The following is a 19,458-nucleotide window of genomic DNA, read 5'->3' as shown; positions in this document are numbered from 1 at the left end:
CATGATCGAGGCCCTGTCGCAGCATCGCGGACGGCTTCTTAGCCTGTTCGCGCTCTATTTTGCCGTCAACATCGTGCTGCGGCTGGCATTGCCCCATTCGCTGGAACTCGACGAGGGCCAGCAGCTGTTTCTCGCGCAGGGTCTGGCGCTCGGCTATGACAGCCAGCCGCCATTCTACAACTGGCTGCAATACGGCGCCGTCCAGCTGCTCGGCAATTCCCTGCCGGCGCTGTCGATTCTGAAGAACGCGATGCTGTTTGCCTGTTACGGCCTGGTGGCGGCGACGGCGGCGCGGATCATCCGCAATCCGGTTCTGGCCGTCATTGCCGTCCTCGGCATGCTGACCATCCCGCAGATCGTCTTCGAGGCGCAGCGGGACCTGACGCATACGGTCGCCGTTCTGTTTGCCGGCTGTCTCTTCGTCTATGCGCTGGTCACGACCCTGCAGCGGCCGACGGCCCTTCATTATGCGCTGACCGGCCTGGCCATCGGCATCGGCGTCATCGCCAAGTATAATTTCGTCCTGCTCCCCTTTGCGGGCCTCGTCGCCGTGCTGCTGGATCCGGTTTTCCGGCGGCGCCTTTTCGATCTCCGCCTCGCTCTGACGGCCGCCATCGCCATCGCGATCGTGATGCCGCATGGGTTGTGGTTTCTCGATCATCTCCAGACGGCCACGGGCCGCACGCTCGGCAAGCTGATGCAGGACGGCGACAGCGGTCGCCTGGTGCAGATCGGCGACGGCCTGCTGTCGCTCGCCCAGTCGCTGATCGCGTTTTCGGCCGCCACGCTCGGTCTGTTTGCGATCGTGTTCGGCCGGCAATGGCGCGCGGCGTGGCGCATGGAAAGTTCGTGGTCGCGGCTGATCGGCCATATGTTCCTGGTGCTCGTCGTCTTGCTCGTCCTGCTGGTCGTGGTCGGTGGCGCATCGCACATCAAGGCGCGGTGGCTGACGCCGTTCTTCTTCCTGCTGCCGGTCTATCTCGCGCTGAAGATCGACCTTCTGGACCGGCCGCTCGGACCCGCGCCGAAATATTTCGGGCGCATCGTGCTCTTCGTCATGATCGTGGTGCCGCTGGCGCTGTTCCTGCGCGTGCCCGCCGCGCGGCTGACGGGGGACTACAAGAAGATCAACGTTCCCTACCGGCCCGCGATCGAGGCGATCCTGTCGGCCGGCCGGCATCGCCCGGCACTGATCGCGACCGGCGAGGAGCAGATGGCCGGCAACCTTCGCCTGAACGCGCCCGATATTCCCGTGACGATCCCGGGTTCCGAGATCGTCCGGCAGCCGGTGGCCTTCGATGCGGAGCATCCGCTTCTGCTGGTCTGGCGGGACGACGGGAAAGCGGACGCGCCGCTGGAGCCCGCCTTGCGGGACTGGTCCGAGGCCTATGTCCGCGCCGCCACCGGCACGGCGCCGGCCGAGCCTCTCGAGGCGCGGGACATCGCGCAGCCTTATTATTACGGCCGGCCGGGCGATCTCTACCACTTTCGCTATGCCTGGGTGTATCCGCCGGCACCGTAGCGGTGTGGGAGACCGATACGAAAAAGCCGTCCGGGACAGGGTCGCGGACGGCTTTTGACGGCGGGTCGGAGGCAGGCTTGCTGCCTGTCCGGCCGAACCTTATCTCGGTGCGAGCACCATCATCATCTGGCGGCCTTCGAGCTTAGGCTCGGCTTCCACCTTGGCGATGGTCGTGGTGTCTTCCTTGACCTGGAGCAGGAGCTTCATGCCGAGTTCCTGGTGCGCCATTTCACGGCCGCGGAACTTCAGCGTCACCTTGACCTTGTCGCCTTCTTCGAAGAAGCGGTTCATCGCGCGCATCTTCACCTCATAGTCGTGGGTGTCGATGTTCGGACGCATCTTGATCTCCTTGATCTCGATGATCTTCTGCTTCTTGCGCGCTTCGGCGGCCTTCTTCTGGGTCGCGTACTTCATCTTGCCGAGATCGAGGATCTTGCACACCGGCGGTTCGGCATTCGGCGAGATCTCGACGAGATCGAGGCCGGCTTCTTCTGCCATGCGGAGTGCCTGGTCGGTCGGCACGATGCCCTGGTTGCCGCCCTCGGCATCAATCAGCTGGATCCGGGGAACGCGGATCTCCTTGTTGGAACGGGGGCCGTCCTTGACCGGGGCATCAGTTTTGAAAGGTCTGCGAATGGTCGTACTCTCCTCGAGTTGTTGACGACGTCTTGATGGTGGACGAGGCAGGATCCGAAAGCGGCGCTGGCCGCGGGATTGCCTGGATCGTTTGAGGCGACGTCTTTACCACAGGTCGGAAAGAAAATCACCACCTGTCATGCGCCCGCAAAATCTGTTTTAGAAGAAATTCGGCCGCTTCTCTGTCGAGGCGTCGCCCCGGAAGGAACGCATATGTCGCTTACCCCCCAGCTTGTCCAGCCTCAGACCCTCGATGTGGGCAGCGACGCCTCCGCACGCCGCATCGCCTATAGGCTGCAGCGCGGCACGGATGACGCGAAGCCGACGCTCGTCTGGCTCGGCGGCTACCGCTCGGACATGAGCGGCACCAAGGCGGTGGAGATCGAGCGCCATGCCCGCGAAACCGGCTGCGCCTGCCTGCGGCTCGACTATTCGGGCCACGGCGCGTCGGGTGGCGCATTCCGCGACGGCACGATCTCGCGCTGGCTGGAAGAGAGCCTTGCCGTGATCGACCATGCCGTGCGCGGGCCGATGGTCCTTATCGGTTCGTCCATGGGCGCCTGGATCGCGCTGCGCGCCGTCCAGGAACTGCGCGCCCGGGGCGAAGGAAACCGCGTTGCCGGCCTCGTGCTCATCGCCCCGGCGCCGGATTTCACCGTCGAGCTGATCGAGCCGAACCTGACGGAGGCAGAGCGGGCGTCGCTTGCCGAGCGCGGCTATTTCGAGGAGGCGACGCCGTACGGACCCGACGCCAATATCTTCACCGCAGCCCTGATCGCGGACGGACGGGCGAACGTCGTGCTGTCCGGCATGATCGAGACGGGATGCCCGATCCATATCCTCCAAGGCATGGCGGACCCGGATGTGCCCTTCACCCACGCCCTGAAGCTGATGGAGCATCTGCCGGCCGACGACGTGGTGATGACGCTGATCGGCGATGGCGATCACCGCCTGTCCCGACCCGAGGATATCGAGCGGATCCTCGCCGCCATCGAGGGTGTGATGGCGGCGGCTTGACGAGAGCCAGCGTGACGGGGGGCCAGCGTGACGGGGGGCGAGCCCGCCCGTCGTTTGGGCGGCGTCAGGCTCTCAAGGCCTCGCGTGTCGCGGCGGACGCGCGTTCGTTGACCAGGGTCGCGAGCGTGCGGGCCTGCGTCAGGCAGCCGGGCTGCTGGTCGAGGAAGCGGCCGGAGTCGATTTCCATGATCAGCGTCGTGTCGGGCAGGAAGGTCAGCTCGGAGAAGATCTCCTCCCAGGCGATATCGCCCCAGCCGATCGGCAGATGCAGGTCGCCGATGCCGAGCGCGGTCGCCTCGGCCGGGTGATAGAAGGTCTTCCGGGTATAGGGCAGGCCGAAGCTGTCATGGACGTGCAGATGGCCTGTCACCGGCGCCATGGCGCGCAGCTCGTCGCGGAAATCGAGGCCCTTGAAGGTCGATTCGATATAGGCGTGCGAGAAATCGATCAGCGCCACGACATTGTCGGAGCCGACCGCGCGCACCGTTTCGGCCACCTGGCGCGGCGTCTGGCGATATTGCCCGCTTTCCGTCGTGAAGATGTTTTCGAGCACGATGCGCACGCCGTAGCCGCGCGCGACCTCGCCCATTTCGGCCAGTGCATCGCGTTCCATCTGGTCGAGATCCGCACCGTTCTCGTCGGGTCCGAGAAGCGCCGCGCCCGAATGATGCACGAGAATGCCGGCGCCGAGGCGGTCGCAGAGTTCGAGCATCGCCCGCACGACCTTCTTCTGCAGGTGCAGATGCTGGCGGTCCATGAAATTGGAGACGATCTGCCCGTGCAGCGAGAGTTTCTGAAAATCATAGGGTCGCACGATATCGACCACACGCCGGGTCCGGTCCTCGATGATCCGGCCGCCGGCGATGATCTCTTCGCCATAGATGCCGATCTCGCAGGCATTGGCCCCGGTCTCGGCGATCTCGCGCAGCGAGGCGTCGAGGACCGACAGGTCGCCCTTGCCGGTGCGGTTGCAGAAGCCGACGGCGGAAATGATGTCCTTCATGGCTGAGCCTTCCCTTGGTGTCCTGAATGCGTCTGTGGTTCAAACCGCTTCCGCGGCCTGCGGTGCGGCGTCTTGACCCTGGTTTCTCCCGAGACGCCCGGTCGAATGCGTCACATCGATGCGCTTGCCGGTCTCGCGGTGGAAGACATGGAGCTGGGCCTCAGGCAAAGCGAGCCCGATCAGGTCGCCGGGCACCACACGGATATCAGCCGGAATGGCGGCTGCAAAGATGCGGCTGCCGAAGGCGACGTGGACGATCCGTCCCGAACCGAGCTCCTCGACGAAATCGACCCGGGCCGGCAGGCCCTGGCCGACCGGCAGGACGCGGCATTCCTCCGGGCGAATGCCGAGCGTCACCGCACGGCCGCCAAGGGCAGCCGTGATGGCCGCCGGCACGGGGATCGCCAGATGCTCGTGGCGGGCAACGGCTTCCGTGGCATCGATGCTGCAATCGATCAGGTTCATGGGCGGCGCGCCGATGAACGAGGCGACGAAGGTGCTGGCCGGACGATGATAGATGTCGAGCGGCTGGCCGACCTGTTCCACATGGCCCTTGTTCATGACGACGAGCTTGTCGGCGAGCGTCATCGCCTCGACCTGATCATGCGTGACGAAGACCGAGGTGGCCGACAGCCGCTGATGCAGCTTGCGGATCTCCGCCCGCATGGTGACGCGCAGCGTCGCATCGAGGTTCGACAGCGGTTCGTCGAACAGGAAGACGCCGGGTTCGCGGATGATGGCGCGGGCCATGGCGACGCGCTGGCGCTGGCCGCCCGAAAGGGCCGCAGGCTTGCGCTCGAGATAATCGCCAAGCCCGACGATACGGGCTGTTTCGGCAATGCGCGTCCGGCGCTCGGCCTTGGGTACGCCGGCGACTTTCAGGGCATAGCCGATATTGTCGGCCACGGTCATGTGCGGATAGAGCGCATAGTTCTGGAACACCATGGCGCAGCCGCGCTCGCGCGGTTCGAGCGTGTTGACGACGCGGCCGTTGATCTCGATCTCGCCGCCGGTGATGTCTTCGAGCCCGGCGATCATGCGCAGCAGCGTGGACTTGCCGCAGCCGGAGGGGCCGAGAATGACGACGAATTCGCCGGAGGCGAAGGCAAGGTCGATGCCGTGCAGCGTCGCGGTCTTGCCGTAGGATTTGCGGACGGCCCGGATGGTGATGTCAGCCATGGGTGAAGCCTTTCTGGGAATGCCGTTCGGATGGGGCCGTTCTTCGGCGATGGAGGGTCACTTTTCGCTGGCGACGAGGCCGCGGACGAACCAGCGCTGGAGGACGGCGACGACGAGGAGCGGTGGCAGCATGATGATGAGGGAGCCGGCCAGCGTCACGTTCCAGTCCGGCGTGCCGTTTTCGGCCGGCAGGAGAGAGACGAGCGACATCATCGTCGTCTTGTAGGCGGGATCGGTGATCATCAGCAGCGGCCAGAGATACTGGTTCCAGCCGTAGACGAACATGATGGTGGTCAGCGCCAGCATGTTGGTGCGGGAGAGGGGGAGCAGCATGTCGATGAAGAAGCGGGCAGGCCCGGAACCATCCATGCGCGCGGCTTCGGCGAGCTCGTCGGGGAGCGTCAGGAAGAACTGGCGATAGAGGAAGGTGCCGGTGGCCGTCGCCACCAGCGGCAGCGTCAGGCCGGCATAGGAATTCAGCAGGTTCCATTCGATCGAGACCGTGATGCCGGTCACCCAGGCGATCAGCAGGCGGATCGGCTCGAACAGATCGGCGGCGACCGCATAGGTCGGGACCACGCGCACTTCGAGCGGCAGCATCAGCGTGATGAAGACGATCCAGAAGAAGAAATGCTTGAGCGGCGTGCGGAAGAACACGATGGAGAAGGCGGTGAGCGCCGAGAGTGCGACTTTGCCGAAAGTGACCAGGGTCGCCATGATGAAGCTGTTCAGCATGGCCGTGCCGAGGTCCGCCCGTGTCCAGGCGGCCGTCATGTTGGCGATCAGCTGGTTCTGCGGCAGGAAGTTGAAGGGCACGGCGTTGACCTGCTGCACCGTCTGGCTGGCGCCGGCGACGATGACCGCGAAAGGGCCGATGAGGAGGAGGAAGCCGAGGGCCATGAGACCGTAGGTGAAGGCGTCGGCATAGGGGGTGCGCTGGATCACGGCCGTCTCACTTGTAGTGCACGCGCCGCTCGATGAAGCGGAACTGGATGAAGGTGAAGATCATGATGAGGCCGATGAGAACGATGCTCTGGGCGGAGGCGCCGGAATAGTTGAGGCCGCGAAAGGCCTCCTCGACGATGCGGTAGACCATGACGTCGGTGCCGTGATTGGGACCGCCATCCGTGGTGCGGGCGACGATGCCGTAGGTGTCCGGTCCGACGAAGCCCTCGGTCATCATGATGACGGTCAGGAAGAAGAGCGTGGGCGCAAGCAGCGGGATCTGGATGTCGATCGCCCGGCGGATCGGCCCGGAACCGTCCATGGCGGCGGCTTCGGTGAGCGATTTCGGCACGGATTGCAGGCCGGCCAGCAGGAAGATGAACGTATAGCCGGCCCATTTCCAGGCGAAGACGACGATGACGAGGATCAGCGCGTGGCTGCCGTATTTCGCCGGATTCCAGAAATCGGGAAGGACGGCATTGACCGAGGCCATCAGCCCGCGCTCGGGCGACAGGATGAACCGAAACGCCATGCCGGCGGCCGGACCCGCGATCGCATAGGGCAGGATGTAAAGGAAGCGGACGGCGCCCGAACCGGGCAGTTGCCGATCCACCGCCAGCGCCAGCACGAGGCCGATGAAGATGGTGCTGAGCGTGCCGGCGAGCGCGAAGGTGAGGCTGACGAGGACCGAATTCCAGTAGAGCGGATCGGCAAACACCTCGCGGAAATTGGCAAGACCGACGAATTCGGCCGATCCTCCGAAGGGCGGCTCCAGCGTGAACGCCCAGCGCACGACGGCGACGGCCGGCCAGTAGAAGAACAGCGCGATGAGGGCGAGCTGGGGCAGGGCGAAGGCGGTCGGCAGCCACCAGCTTCGAAAGACGGCGCGTTTGTCCATGGGGGAATTCCGGAGTTGAACTCGAAGGCAGGAAAGCCTGCCGCCAGGCGGCGGCAGGCGCGATGATGGCGGGGAGGCTTAGTTCAGCGTCTGCCCGGCATAGGTCTTTTCGAAGCGGCGGAGCACGGCATTGCTGCGTTCGGCCGCCTGGTCGAGCGCCGTCTGCACGTCGGCGTTCTGCATGAAGATCGCTTCGAGCGCGGTACCGACTTCCTTGCGGATCTGCGTGAAGCCGCCGAGGCGGATGCCGCGGGTGTTCTCCGAGGTCGGCGTATAGGTGAGGCTGTCGATCGCCAGTTCACGGCCCTTGTAGGGGGCCTTGTCGTAGAAGCCGTTGGCCTTCATGGCCTCGAAGCCGGTCTTGGTGACGGGGATGTAGCCGGTGACGGTCGACCACCACTGCGCCATCTCCGGCGTGCCGAGATAGTTGAGGAAGGCGGCCGCACCCTTGTACTGCGCATCGGGAAGGCCGGCCATGACCCAGAGCGACGCGCCGCCGACGAGCGAATTCTGCCGCTCGGTGCCCTTCCAGACGGGAAGCATGGCGACCTCCCACTTCACGCCTTCCGGCAGCGTCTTGCCGATCGTGCCGTGGTCGGCGATCGAGGTCTGGATCATCTGGCAGGTCTGCGAGGTGAAGGCGGGAACGACGTCCATGCCGAGCTGCTTGGTCTTGATGACCACCAGCTTTTCGTCTGCCAGTTTCTTCAGGAACTTCACCTGATCGACGAACTTGGTCTTGTTGAAGACGACTTCGGCGTCGAGACCCTTGTAGCCGTTGGCCTGCGTCGCGATCGGCTGGTTGTGGATGGCCGAGAACTGCTCCATCGTCGCCCAGGTGTCGAAGCTCATGCCCATCGGGCACGCGTAGCCGGCAGCCTTCAGCTTGCGGGCGGCCTCCTCGACCTGTTCCCAGGTGTCCGGCTTGAAGTCGATGCCGGCCTTCTGGAAGGCGTCGACATTGTAATAGAACATGGCGGTCGAGGAGTTGAACGGGAAGGAGTTCAGCTCGCCTGCGGCCGTCGCGTAATAATTGGCGATGCCGCCGAAATAATTGTCCCAGTCGATCTTGTAGCCGTTGTCGGCCATCAGCTTCTTGGCGGGAACGAAGGCTTTGGAGAGCATCAGGTCCAGCGTGCCGGCGTCATAGATCTGGGTGATGGCCGGCTGCTTCTTGGCGCGATAGGCCGCGATCGTGTTCTGCAGCGTGGTGTCGTAGCCGTTCTGCGAGGTGCAGACGACTTCGAAGTCGCCCTGCGACTGGTTGAATTTCGAGCAGGCCTCCTGGACGCGCTCGCTGAGATCGCCCGACAGGCCGTACCAGAATTCGAACCTGGTCTTTTCCGCATGGGCCGGGGACGCCGTGAAGGCGGTGAGCGTCGTGGCGGCCAGAAGGCCGCCGAGGACGGATGTGAGCAGGGAAGGTTTCATCGCTTGTGCCTCTCGCAGGGACGTGAAGGGCTATCCGGGCGTGTTGCCTCGGATAGATCCACGCCGCTGCTAGCAGCCGTCGATGACAGTCAGACGTCGTTTCCTTTACGGAATCATGACGGGCGGAATGGTGCACCGCAGCAACAGCCAAGCCGGTCAAGCTTCCCCGAAAGTCCGCCGGCATGGCGTTAACCTTTTGTGTAAAGGCACCGGACGCCGGGAAAACATAATACGATGAGAGACTTGGCGCAGGTGATGCCGAAATGTCTCCAATTTTAACCATATGAATCGATCCCTGAATCTTCAGATTGACGCAGGGGGAAGTTGGCTGTTAACTTTCTGTTAACGATTAGAGCGGTGCGCGCAGCCTTCAAGACGCGAAACCGGCGTTGTTGTCATATTTGAGCGGGGACCGGACGTCGCATGTTTTGCGGCGAATGCATCTCTGCGCCACAGGGGATGTGAATGGCACAGATGACGGGGCTCAAGGGAATGGTCGTCGCACTTGCGGGCCTTCTCGTTTCGGCAAGCGCTGCCGTACCGGCGCTCTCTGCAACCACGCTGTCCATGCAGACAGGCGCGATCACATCCCAGCCCATCGGCCATTACGAGTTCTGCAAGACCTATGCAGCCGAGTGCGACATCCGCACCCGTTCCACCCCCGCACCGCGCGTCACCGCCTATGGCTGGTCCGTCATCCGCACCGTCAACGCCGAGACCAATCACGAGATCGCGCCGGTTACCGACCTCGAACTCTACGGCCAGGATGAAGTCTGGGCCTATCCGACGACGGCCGGCGACTGCGAGGACTATGTTCTCCTCAAGCGCAAGCGCCTCATGGAGAAGGGCTTCTCGCCAGCGGACGTGCTGATCACCGTCGTGCGCAAGCCGGACGGCGAAGGCCACGCGGTCCTGACCGTGCGCACCGCCCAGGGCGATTTCATCCTCGACAATCTCGACGACGAGGTGAAGCTCTGGACGAAGACCCCCTATCGCTTTCTCAAGCGCCAGGCCTCGTTCAACACCGGCCGCTGGGTCACCATCGAAAACGGTGCCGAAATCGTCGTGGGTTCGGTCGGGCGATGATCCATCACCTGTCGCTCGGTGTGTCTGACATCGTGCGCGCCGGGCGGTTCTATGATGAGTGCCTGACGCCGCTGGGCTATGTCAGGGTCTGGGAAGATCTCGAGCAGGGTAGCGAAGACCAGGCGATCGGCTATGGCCTTCCCGGCGGTGGCGATAAGCTTTGTCTGAAGCTGCGACCCGGAGAAGACTGTGCGCCAGGCGCGGGCTTTCACCTTGCATTTCATGCCTCCACCCGCGCGGCAGTCGATCTGTTCCACGCTTCCGCCCTTGCGCTTGGCGGCAAAGACAATGGCGCGCCGGGCGTCCGTGCGCATTATGGGCCGACCTACTACGCAGCCTTTGTGATCGACCTCGATGGTCACCGCATCGAAGCCGTCTGCAAAGACTGACGAACGCCTGTTCTCAACTGTTTCCGATCAGAATGCCGGCGCCGAGGACCAGTCCGCCGCCCAGCACCACCTGGAAGGCTGCGCGCAGGAACGGCGTTTCCATGAAGCGGTTCTGGATGAAGGCGATGGCCCAGAGCTCGATGAAGACGACGGCGACGGCGAGCGTGGTCGCGGTCCAGAAATCCGGGATGAGATAGGGCAGGGCATGGCCGAGGCCGCCGACGGCGGTCATGATGCCGCAGGCGAGGCCCCGCTTCACAGGCGAGCCGCGCCCGGAGATCTTGCCGTCGTCATGCGCGGCCTCGGTGAAGCCCATCGAGATGCCGGCGCCGACAGAGGCCGAGAGGCCGACGAGGAAGGTCTGCCAGGTGTCCTGCGTCGCAAAGGCTGCGGCGAAGATCGGCGCCAGCGTCGAGACCGATCCGTCCATGAGACCCGCAAGCCCCGGCTGCACATAGGTCAGCACGAATTGCCGCCGCGCCGTTTCGCCTTCCGAGGTCTTGACGTCGTCGGGCGTGTGCCGCGCGCCGAGCATGCGGGCGATGTCTTCGTGACCCTCTTCCGCCAGAGCGAGATCGCCGAGCAGTTTTCGCGTTTCCGCGTCGCCGGTCCGCTTGGCGGCCTCGTGGTAGAAGTTCTGCGCCTGCCGCTCCATCGTCTCGGCCTCCTGGCGCATCTGGTCGAGCGTCAGGTTGCGCTGCAGCCAATCGGGCTTCTGGCGGATGAAGCCGCTGACATGCTCCCGGCGAAGAAGCGGGATCCGCTCGCCGAAGCGGCGGCGGTGCATGTCGATCAGCATGTTGCGATGGGTCTGTTCGACCTGGGCCATGTCCTCGAACACTTTGGCCGAAGCGGGATAGGCGGCGCGCAGGTGATCGGCATAGGCCAGATAGATCCGGGCATCGTCCTCCTCGGAGGAGATCGCCAGCGCGAGGATTTCCTGTTCGCTCAAACTGTCGAAGACGCGGCGGGAGCGGGAGAAGAATGTCGTCAGCATGATCGGTCCTGAATTAGAATGGTTCTAAACTAGACCCTTCTGTGGGAAGATCAAGCGCGAATGCACCCGCCGATGCCCTTCCGGCGCCCCGATGCCCGCCCGACGCCCGGATATCGCGTGCCGGAAGGCCGACAGGACCTGCCATGCACGGGACGACATGGCGAACGCGCTGCTAAGACGAGCCTTACGCTGCCGGACCCGTAGGCGGAACAAAACCACACGCTCCACGTTCACTCTGGCAATTCGAATTTATTGAACCCACGGAGAATGACAATGGACGTTAACGGCGTAGGCTGGCTCGCAGCAATCATCATCGGCGGTTTCGCCGGTTGGCTCGCAGAACAGTTCATGAAGTCCAATATGGGCGTGTTCATGAACATCATCCTCGGCATCATCGGTGCCGTCGTGCTCAACGCCATTCTGGCCGCCATCGGCGTGTCGCTCGGCGCCGGCTGGATCGCCTACCTGATCACGGGCTTCATCGGGGCCTGCATCCTGATCGCCATCGGTCGAATGGTCCGTCGCTAAGCGACGCCCGGAAAAAACACCGGATCGCGACCGATTTCTAGGAGATGAACATGCTGACATTCGCTGCCGAAGGCAACGGTCAGGGCAGGCTCGAAATCAACGGGCAGACGCAGCCTGTGACCTACGAGCTGATCGTCGCCCGTGAAGAGGACGAATCGCGTCAGGTGCGCATCAAGCTCAGCGCACCGCGCGACTGGCTGCTGAACCAGGGCTTCAAGGGCGAGGCAACGCTCGTGCGGGCCAATGGCGACCGCATTCCGGTCCGCCGCGACGGCGGGCTGGATGTGGAGGATGCCGTTTCGGTGACGCTCGAAGGCTATGACGATACGCGCAGCGATGCGTCGGACGTGGCCGAAGCCTATCCCGAACTGAAGCACTGATCGGCTTTAAGGCCGGAACGAAAAAAGGGCGCCGTTCATCGCGGCGCCCTTTTCTATGGGTCGCTTGCGCGACGATCAGTCCTTGGCGCGCTCGACGTAGGAATTGTCTTCCGTCGCGATGACGACGCGGGTGTTGGCGACGATATGCGGGGGCACGAGCGTGCGCACGCCGTTCGACAGGATGGCCGGCTTGTAGGACGAGGACGCCGTCTGGCCCTTGGTGACCGGCTCGGTCTCGACGATTTCGAGCGTCACATGGCGCGGCAGCTGGATCGCGATGGCAAGGCCTTCGTGGATCGACAGCGTGACCGTCATGCCATCCTGAAGGAAGACCTTCTGGTCGCCGATGTCGTCGGAAGTCATCACCAGCTGGTCGTAGTTTGCCGGGTTCATGAAGTGGAAGCCTTCGCCATCTTCATAGAGGAAGGTGTGATCGCTGTCCTCGACATAGGCGCGTTCGACCTGCTCGGTCGTGCGGTAGCGCTCGGAAACCTTCACGCCGTCGGAGATCCGGCGCATATCCACCTGCGTCACCGGCGTGCCCTTGCCGGGGTGGAAGTTGGCGGCCGTGAGAACGACATAGAGCTTGCCGTCGACGTCGAGCACATTGCCCTTGCGAACGGAGGAGGCGATCACCTTGACCATAAGTCTTCCTTGTAACTGGTAAAGATGCATCGTAGAGCGTGGACATCTGCCCCATCTGCGATGCGGATAAAACCGGATTTGGGCCGCACCTAGCGCATATCAGGGCAAATAGCCAGTGCGGGCCGCTTGGATGCCGCAGGAATGCCCGAACGGAAAGGGCTGCCTGCACGCCGAGGCGATGCCCGAGATCGAACCACGGACCGACCCCGCCATGACACCAGCCGCAGCCTCTCCCTGGTGGACGCCGCATGTTCACGCCGATCGCCGTCCCTTTCTCGTGGCCCGCAACCGGATCAAGGCGGCGCTGCGCGACTATCTCGCGCGGGAGGATTTCATCGAGGTGGAAACCGCAGCCCTTCAGGTCTCGCCCGGAAACGAGGCCCATCTCCATGCCTTCGAGACGGCCGCGATCGGCCCCGACGGCACGCGCGCACCGCTCTATCTCCACACCTCGCCGGAGTTCGCCTGCAAGAAACTGCTGGCCGCCGGCGAACGCCGCATCGCCTGCTTTGCGCCCGTCTATCGCAACCGGGAACGCGGACCGCTGCATCATCCCGAATTCACCATGCTCGAATGGTATCGGGCCGGCGAAACCTACCAGTCGCTGATGGCGGACGGCCACGAGATGCTGCAGCGCGCGGCCGAGGCTGCGCAAACGCGGAGGCTCGGCCATCGCGGTCGGTCCTGCGATCCCGCGCTGGAACCCGAGCGCCTGACGCTGGCGGAGGCGTTTGCCCGCTATTCCGGCATCGACCTTCTCGCGACGATCGCCCCCGCCGGCGAGACCGACCGCGAGGCGCTGGCCGCAGCTGTCGCCGGGGCCGGCATCCGCATGGCGGAAGACGACAGCTGGTCCGATCTCTTCAGCCGGGTTCTGGTCGAAAAGATCGAGCCGTATCTCGGCCTCGGCCGGGCGACGATCCTGATGGAGTATCCTGTCGCCGAAGCCGCCCTTGCCCGTCCGTCGCCGGAAGACCCGCGCGTCGCGGAGCGGTTCGAGCTCTATGCCTGCGGCGTCGAGCTCGCCAATGCGTTCGGCGAGCTGACGGATGCCGGCGAGCAGCGGCGGCGGTTCGAGCTGGAAATGGCGGAAAAGAGCCGCATCTATGGCGAGCGCTACCCGATCGACGAGGATTTTCTCGCCGCCCTTGCGATCATGCCGGAGGCAAGCGGCAGCGCGCTCGGTTTCGACCGTCTGGTGATGCTGGCAACCGACGCGGCGCGGATCGAACAGGTGCTCTGGGCGCCGGTGGCCGAGACGGGGGTGGACCGGTGACCCCTGTGAAGGAATTGCCGCTGAAGAGCGTGGGCCAGCTGCGCGATGCCGGGTTGGTGGGACCTCACGCCGGCGATGTCGAGGCCGTTGCGCGCCGCTACGCCATCGGCATCACGCCTGAAATGGCCGCGCTGATCGATCCCGCCGATCCGCGCGATCCGATCGCGCTGCAGTTCGTTCCCGATATCGCCGAACTCGACCACAGGCCGGAAGAGCGCGCCGACCCGATCGGCGATGCCGCCCATAGCCCCGTCGACGGCATCGTGCATCGCTATCCGGATCGCGTGCTCCTGAAGGCCGTGCATGTCTGCCCGGTCTATTGCCGCTTCTGCTTCCGCCGCGAGATGGTCGGCCCGGAGGGGCTGGGAATGCTCGCCGGCGACGCGCTGGATGCGGCCATCGCCTATATCGCCGACCATGCCGGGATCTGGGAGGTCATTCTGACCGGCGGCGATCCGCTGGTGCTGTCCCCCCGCAGGCTCGCCGACATCATGGGCCGGCTGGCAGCCATCGCGCATGTCAAGATCGTCCGGCTGCACAGCCGCGTTCCCGCCGTCGATCCCGCACGGATCGATGCGGCGCTGATCGCCGCGCTCCAGGCGAGCCGCAAGACGGTCTATGTCGCCTTGCATGCCAACCATCCGCGCGAGCTGACGGATCAGGCGCGCGAGGCGTGCGCCCGGCTGGTGGATGCCGGCATCGTCATGGTGAGCCAGACGGTGTTGTTGAAGGGCGTCAACGACGATGTCGAGACGCTGGGCGCCCTCATGCGGGCCTTCGTCGAGACCCGCATCAAGCCCTATTACCTGCATCATCCGGATCTCGCGCCGGGAACCGCGCATTTCCGCCTGTCGGTGGAAGAAGGGCAGGCGCTGGTCGCCGCCCTGCGCGGCACGATCTCGGGCCTCTGCCAGCCGACTTACGTGCTCGACATTCCCGGCGGCCATGGCAAGGCGGTCATCGCGGCCCCGAGCATCGCACCGACGGACGGGGGCCACAGGGTCGAGGATTTCCGCGGCGGCCTTCACGACTATCCGCCCGTCTGAACGCAAAAAGCCGGCACCTCGCGGCACCGGCTTTCGTCCTGCAAAAAGCGAAAGGACGCCTACTGTTCCTTGATCGGCGCGATGGAGATTTCCACGCGACGGTTCTGGGCGCGGCCGGCTTCGCTCGAATTGGAGGCGACCGGACGTTCGGCGCCATAGCCCATGGCCGACATGCGGCGCTGGTCCACGCCCTGGCTGCCGAGATAGTTGGCAACGGATGCGGCGCGGCGTTCCGAGAGACCCTGGTTGTAGCCGGCGCTGCCGGTCGAATCCGTGTGGCCGTCGACATCGACCAGCGTCTTGTTGAACTTGCGCAGCACGATCGCGACCGAGTTCAGCGTCGCATAGAAGCCGGGCATGACCTGGTCCTGATCGGTCGCGAACGTGATGTTCGACGGCATGTTCAGGATGATGCGGTCGCCCTGGCGAGTGACGGAGACGCCGGTGCCCTGAAGCTGGGCGCGCAGCTCGCTTTCCTGGCTGTCCATGTAGTTGCCGATGAGACCGCCGCCGAGCGCGCCGATACCGGCGCCGACCAGCGCGGAATCACGCCGCCCGCGGGCGCTGCCGCCGACGAGAAGGCCGGTCGCGGCGCCGAGGCCGGCACCGATCAGCGCGCCGCCTGCCGTGTTCGACATCTTCTGTTCGCCCGTATACGGGTCGGTGGTCGTGCAGCCGGAAAGATAGATGGCCGACACGGCCATGATGGCGATTTTCTTCATCATCGAATCAAGAGTCCCCAAAATTGCTCCCTGCTCCTCATAGCATTGATTGCGGCCTTATGATGGAAATCGGTTTTCGGCCGGGACAGGCGTGTCGTTCGAGAGAAGCGACTTGTAGAAAAAGGTCGAGCCGCAGAAGCTGCCATCGGGAAAGAGCGCGTAATCGGGGACGACCCCGGCCCGACTCCAGCCGAGCCGGGCATAGATCGCCTCGGCCGGACTGCCGGTCGCCGTATCCAGCACGAGAAGATGCCGCCCGAGCGCCAGCGCCTGCTCCTCCGCAGCGTCCATCAACGACCGGGCAAGGCCGTGCCCGCGGCCGCGCCGGTGAACGAGAAGCTTCTTCAGATCCGCCCGATGCGGCTGGTTGGGCGGAAGGGCGATGCCGAGCTGTACCGTGCCGAGGATCTCGCCCGCATGCTCCGCGACCATGAGCACGACCTGCCTGTTCGCCACGGCATCGGCGACGCCGCGCCAGTAAATCGCCGCATCGGCCTCGGTGAAGGGCGAGAGAAAGCCGACCGAGGCGCCGTCGGCAACGCAATCGGTCAGGATCGCGGACAAAGCGGGGATGACGGTGCGGGCCTCGTCTCCGGTCAGGGGGCGGATCGTCTGCGGTCTGTCGGGGGGTACGATGGTCATGCGCGTCCCTTGCTCGTTTGTGGATGGCCGCGATGCAGGATGATGGCGTAGCGGGCGGGATGTTCGTGCGGGTTCGAGAAGACGATCGTCTCGCTCAGCCGCATGAACAGGCAGTCGCCGCTGTGGAGATCGTAGGTCTCGTCGCCCGCCGTCATCGTCATGCGCCCATCGAGCATCCAGAGATGCTGCGTCGTGCCGCTCTCGAATGCCTTGGGCTCGAAAAGATGGGGCTCGAAAAGCTGCGGTTCGAACACGACCCGCCCGCCGGGCGGGAAAGCGACATCGACGATATCGACCGGGGAGCCGGTGGCTTCCGGAGAAACGGCGCGCCGGAGATAGCCCGTCTCCGGATCGCGCCAGACATGCTGCCCGCCCGCGCGCCGCAAGGGTGTTTCCTTTGGTGCTTCCTCGGCAAAGAAGCGCGAGAGCGTCGTGCCGAGCGCGTGGCAGAGGCGCGCCAGAAGCTGGGCGGTGGGATTGGCCTCGCCGCGCTCGATGCGGGAGATCATGGCACGGCTGACGCCGGACCGCTGCGCCAGCGCGTCGAGCGTCGTGGCGCGCGCCTGCCGCAAGGCCCGCAGTCTCTCGGCGATATCAGGGTCGAACGATGCGAGATCATTTTCCATCATAAGAGAAATATCGTCTTGTATGATGGAGTCAAGACACGTTGGTGGTGCTGGACATTATGGTATCCGAATGCTGAACACCCTGCATTTCCCGCTTTGCGCCCGTCAGGAGCGCTGCTATATGCGGGCGCATGAGCACACCATCCTCCAAGACGCCGCTGGATCATATCCGCAACTTCTCCATCGTCGCCCATATCGATCATGGCAAGTCGACGCTTGCCGACCGGTTGATCCAGTCGACAGGCGGTCTTGCCGAGCGCGACATGTCCGAGCAGGTGCTGGACTCGATGGATATCGAGCGCGAGCGCGGCATCACCATCAAGGCCCAGACGGTGCGTCTGCACTACAAGGCCAACAATGGCGAAACCTACATCCTGAACCTGATCGACACGCCCGGCCATGTCGACTTCGCCTATGAAGTCTCCCGCTCGCTATCGGCCTGCGAAGGCTCGCTGCTGGTGGTGGATGCCAGCCAGGGCGTCGAGGCGCAGACGCTGGCAAACGTCTACCAGGCGATCGACAACAATCACGAGATCGTCACGGTCCTCAACAAGATCGACCTGCCGGCGGCCGAACCCGACCGCATCCGCGAGCAGATCGAAGAGGTCATCGGCATCGACGCCAGCCAGGCCGTGCTGATCTCGGCCAAGACCGGCCTCGGCATTCCCGACGTGCTCGAGGCGATCGTCCATCAGTTGCCGGCGCCGAAAAGCCCGGGCGGGGAAAAAGCGCCGCTGAAGGCGCTGCTGGTGGACAGCTGGTACGACACCTATCTCGGCGTCATGGTTCTCGTGCGCGTCATCGACGGCGTGCTCGCCAAGGGCCAGACGATCCGCATGATGGGCACGGATGCCAAATACCAGGTGGAGCGCGTCGGCGTGCTCACGCCGAAAATGCTGGCGGTCGACAGTCTCGGACCAGGCGAAATCGGCTTCTTCACCGGTTCCATCAAGGAAGTGGCCGATACCCGCGTCGGCGACACCATCACCGAGGACAAAAAGCCGACGGCGCAGGCGCTGCCGGGCTTCAAGCCGGCCCAGCCGGTCGTGTTCTGCGGCCTCTTCCCGGTCGATGCCGCCGATTTCGAGGATCTGCGCTCGGCCATGGGCAAGCTGCGCCTCAACGATGCGTCCTTCTCCTTCGAAATGGAAAGCTCGGCCGCCCTCGGCTTCGGCTTCCGCTGCGGCTTCCTCGGCTTGCTGCATCTTGAGATCATCCAGGAACGTCTTGAGCGCGAGTTCGACCTCGACCTGATCGCCACCGCGCCGTCGGTGGTCTACAAGCTGACCATGACGGACGGCACCGAGAAGGAACTGCACAACCCGGCCGACATGCCGGACCCGGTGCGCATTTCCGAGATCCACGAGCCCTGGATCAAGGCGACGATCCTGACCCCCGACGATTATCTCGGCGGCATCCTGAAGCTCTGCCAGGACCGGCGCGGCGTGCAGACGGAACTGACCTATGTCGGCAAGCGCGCCATGCTCACCTATGAGCTGCCGCTCAACGAAGTCGTGTTCGACTTCTACGACCGGCTGAAGTCGATCTCCAAGGGCTATGCCTCGTTCGACTACCATCTCGACGGCTACAAGGAGGGAAACCTCGTGAAGATGTCGATCATGGTCAATGGCGAGCCGGTCGATGCGCTGTCGATGCTCGTGCACCGCTCGGCGGCCGAGAAGCGCGGACGCGACATGTGCGAGAAGCTGAAGGATCTGATCCCGCGGCACATGTTCAAGATCCCGATCCAGGCGGCCATCGGCGGCAACGTCATTGCCCGCGAGACGATCTCGGCCATGCGCAAGGACGTGACGGCCAAGTGCTATGGCGGTGACGCCAGCCGCAAGCGCAAGCTGCTCGACAAGCAGAAGGCCGGCAAGAAGCGCATGCGCCAGTTCGGCAAGGTCGATATCCCGCAGGAAGCCTTCATCGCCGCCCTGAAGATGAGCGACGAGTAAGGCGCGAGACACAGCCGGCCCTCCATTTCCGATCCCGGGGCCGGCTACTGTGTCATTTGTTACTTTGCATTTCGGTCCTGCCTGTTTTGTTGTAGGTTTCACTGACGGACGGAAGCACCCGCTTTTGGCCGAAGGGAAGGAGACGACATGCACAAGTTCAAGATCCTGAAAGCTGCCGGCGGCCAGTTTCGGGCCCAATTCCTCTACAATGCCGAAGTGATGGTCTGGTCGGAGAACTACGCGTCGAAAGCCAGCGCCAAGAATTGCATCGAATCGATCAAGAAGAACGCGCCGGGCGCGTCCACCGTCGATCTGACCAAGGACAAGACCGGATCCGGTTACCGCTTCGAGATCGTCGAGAACAAGGGCGGCGAACACTTCGTCCGGTTCAAGGCGGCAAACGGCGAGCCCATGGTCCAGTCCGAAGCCTATGCCTCGAAGGCCAGCGCCAAGAACTGCATCGAATCCATCAAGAAGAACGCGCCGGGGGCGCCGGTCGAGGATGAAACCGTCACGGCGTGAAGCCGTTCGA

General features: G+C 64.1%; 21 protein-coding genes and 1 pseudogene. 11 read left to right on the top strand and 11 right to left on the bottom strand.

What is annotated here, in order from left to right; all coding sequences use genetic code 11:
• Position 1 precedes the first annotated feature (1 nt).
• Positions 2-1,522, top strand: coding sequence for a glycosyltransferase family 39 protein (locus tag C8J36_RS13860; RefSeq protein ID WP_132535692.1), 1,521 nt, complete (start codon positions 2-4; stop codon positions 1,520-1,522).
• Positions 1,523-1,621: 99 nt separating this feature from the next.
• Here C8J36_RS13860 and infC read toward each other — a convergent pair whose 3' ends face one another.
• Complete coding sequence (infC, locus tag C8J36_RS13855; protein ID WP_082475557.1) at positions 1,622-2,158, bottom strand: translation initiation factor IF-3; 537 nt, start codon at positions 2,156-2,158, stop codon at positions 1,622-1,624.
• 213 nt (positions 2,159-2,371) lie between these two features.
• On the opposite strand from infC, the gene C8J36_RS13850 reads away from it, so the two are divergent.
• Positions 2,372-3,175 (top strand): alpha/beta hydrolase, encoded by an 804-nt coding sequence (locus C8J36_RS13850; protein WP_132535690.1) that lies wholly within the window; start codon positions 2,372-2,374, stop codon positions 3,173-3,175.
• A 64-nt stretch (positions 3,176-3,239) separates the two neighbouring features.
• On the opposite strand, the gene C8J36_RS13845 is transcribed toward C8J36_RS13850, so the two are convergent.
• The 5 genes from C8J36_RS13845 to C8J36_RS13825 form a co-directional block, all read right to left on the bottom strand.
• Positions 3,240-4,178 (bottom strand): TIM barrel protein, encoded by a 939-nt coding sequence (locus tag C8J36_RS13845; RefSeq protein WP_132535688.1) that lies wholly within the window; start codon positions 4,176-4,178, stop codon positions 3,240-3,242.
• Between the two features lie 39 nt (positions 4,179-4,217).
• Entirely contained in the window at positions 4,218-5,357 is a 1,140-nt protein-coding gene (gene ugpC / locus C8J36_RS13840) for a sn-glycerol-3-phosphate ABC transporter ATP-binding protein UgpC (RefSeq protein ID WP_132535686.1), read from the bottom strand.
• Between the two features lie 57 nt (positions 5,358-5,414).
• Complete coding sequence (locus tag C8J36_RS13835; protein WP_132535684.1) at positions 5,415-6,302, bottom strand: ABC transporter permease subunit; 888 nt, start codon at positions 6,300-6,302, stop codon at positions 5,415-5,417.
• Positions 6,303-6,309: 7 nt separating this feature from the next.
• The gene (locus C8J36_RS13830; RefSeq protein ID WP_062595416.1) at positions 6,310-7,200 is read right to left on the bottom strand and encodes a sugar ABC transporter permease; all 891 of its coding nucleotides are present in this window, start codon (positions 7,198-7,200) and stop codon (positions 6,310-6,312) included.
• 78 nt (positions 7,201-7,278) lie between these two features.
• Entirely contained in the window at positions 7,279-8,631 is a 1,353-nt protein-coding gene (locus C8J36_RS13825) for an extracellular solute-binding protein (RefSeq protein ID WP_132535683.1), read from the bottom strand.
• Between the two features lie 465 nt (positions 8,632-9,096).
• On the opposite strand from C8J36_RS13825, the gene C8J36_RS13820 reads away from it, so the two are divergent.
• Both C8J36_RS13820 and C8J36_RS13815 read left to right on the top strand, forming a co-directional pair.
• Positions 9,097-9,717: a transglutaminase-like cysteine peptidase gene (locus C8J36_RS13820; RefSeq protein WP_062595414.1), complete on the top strand. Its 621-nt coding sequence runs from the start codon at positions 9,097-9,099 to the stop codon at positions 9,715-9,717.
• On the top strand, positions 9,714-10,106 hold the full coding sequence (locus tag C8J36_RS13815) for a VOC family protein (RefSeq protein ID WP_132535682.1): 393 nt from the start codon (positions 9,714-9,716) through the stop codon (positions 10,104-10,106). Before C8J36_RS13820 ends, C8J36_RS13815 begins: the two co-directional genes overlap by 4 nt.
• Before the next feature lie 13 nt (positions 10,107-10,119).
• Here the strand turns inward: C8J36_RS13815 and mbfA are convergent, their stop codons facing one another.
• Positions 10,120-11,103 (bottom strand): iron exporter MbfA, encoded by a 984-nt coding sequence (mbfA, locus tag C8J36_RS13810; protein WP_132535680.1) that lies wholly within the window; start codon positions 11,101-11,103, stop codon positions 10,120-10,122.
• Positions 11,104-11,376: 273 nt separating this feature from the next.
• Between mbfA and C8J36_RS13805 the strand changes: the two genes are divergently transcribed.
• Both C8J36_RS13805 and C8J36_RS13800 read left to right on the top strand, forming a co-directional pair.
• Entirely contained in the window at positions 11,377-11,631 is a 255-nt protein-coding gene (locus C8J36_RS13805) for a GlsB/YeaQ/YmgE family stress response membrane protein (RefSeq protein WP_062471330.1), read from the top strand.
• Positions 11,632-11,681: 50 nt separating this feature from the next.
• A complete protein-coding gene (locus C8J36_RS13800; RefSeq protein ID WP_062595601.1) occupies positions 11,682-12,011 on the top strand; it encodes a hypothetical protein in 330 nt (109 codons plus the stop codon).
• 75 nt (positions 12,012-12,086) lie between these two features.
• Here the strand turns inward: C8J36_RS13800 and efp are convergent, their stop codons facing one another.
• The gene (efp, locus tag C8J36_RS13795; protein WP_132535678.1) at positions 12,087-12,656 is read right to left on the bottom strand and encodes an elongation factor P; all 570 of its coding nucleotides are present in this window, start codon (positions 12,654-12,656) and stop codon (positions 12,087-12,089) included.
• Positions 12,657-12,867: 211 nt separating this feature from the next.
• Between efp and epmA the strand changes: the two genes are divergently transcribed.
• The gene (gene epmA / locus C8J36_RS13790; protein ID WP_132535676.1) at positions 12,868-13,932 is read left to right on the top strand and encodes an EF-P lysine aminoacylase EpmA; all 1,065 of its coding nucleotides are present in this window, start codon (positions 12,868-12,870) and stop codon (positions 13,930-13,932) included.
• 5 nt (positions 13,933-13,937) lie between these two features.
• Positions 13,938-14,978 (top strand): lysine-2,3-aminomutase-like protein, encoded by a 1,041-nt coding sequence (locus C8J36_RS13785; protein WP_132535933.1) that lies wholly within the window; start codon positions 13,938-13,940, stop codon positions 14,976-14,978.
• A 59-nt stretch (positions 14,979-15,037) separates the two neighbouring features.
• Here the strand turns inward: C8J36_RS13785 and C8J36_RS13780 are convergent, their stop codons facing one another.
• The 3 genes from C8J36_RS13780 to C8J36_RS13770 are packed head-to-tail and all read right to left on the bottom strand — an operon-like array spanning position 15,038 to position 16,968.
• On the bottom strand, positions 15,038-15,703 hold the full coding sequence (locus C8J36_RS13780; protein ID WP_062595410.1) for an OmpA family protein: 666 nt from the start codon (positions 15,701-15,703) through the stop codon (positions 15,038-15,040).
• Positions 15,704-15,757: 54 nt separating this feature from the next.
• Complete coding sequence (locus C8J36_RS13775; RefSeq protein ID WP_132535674.1) at positions 15,758-16,342, bottom strand: GNAT family N-acetyltransferase; 585 nt, start codon at positions 16,340-16,342, stop codon at positions 15,758-15,760.
• Positions 16,339-16,968: an XRE family transcriptional regulator gene (locus tag C8J36_RS13770; RefSeq protein WP_132535931.1), complete on the bottom strand. Its 630-nt coding sequence runs from the start codon at positions 16,966-16,968 to the stop codon at positions 16,339-16,341. The genes C8J36_RS13775 and C8J36_RS13770 overlap by 4 nt, the downstream gene beginning before the upstream one ends.
• A 131-nt stretch (positions 16,969-17,099) precedes the next feature.
• Between C8J36_RS13770 and lepA the strand changes: the two genes are divergently transcribed.
• From lepA to C8J36_RS25340, 3 genes and pseudogenes are all read left to right on the top strand, one after another.
• Positions 17,100-18,926 (top strand): translation elongation factor 4, encoded by a 1,827-nt coding sequence (gene lepA, locus C8J36_RS13765; RefSeq protein WP_062595408.1) that lies wholly within the window; start codon positions 17,100-17,102, stop codon positions 18,924-18,926.
• A 147-nt stretch (positions 18,927-19,073) separates the two neighbouring features.
• Positions 19,074-19,226, top strand: a pseudogene (locus C8J36_RS25345) (DUF1508 domain-containing protein); the annotation flags it as partial.
• 12 nt (positions 19,227-19,238) lie between these two features.
• Positions 19,239-19,448, top strand: a complete 210-nt coding sequence (locus C8J36_RS25340; RefSeq protein ID WP_245506572.1) for a DUF1508 domain-containing protein — start codon at positions 19,239-19,241, stop codon at positions 19,446-19,448.
• Positions 19,449-19,458 lie beyond the last annotated feature (10 nt).

Origin of the sequence: Rhizobium sp. PP-F2F-G48 (assembly GCF_004342335.1) — a bacterium.
In the GTDB taxonomy this organism is placed as follows: Bacteria; Pseudomonadota; Alphaproteobacteria; order Rhizobiales; family Rhizobiaceae; genus Ferranicluibacter.
This window is presented reverse-complemented; position numbering and strand designations above follow the sequence as displayed.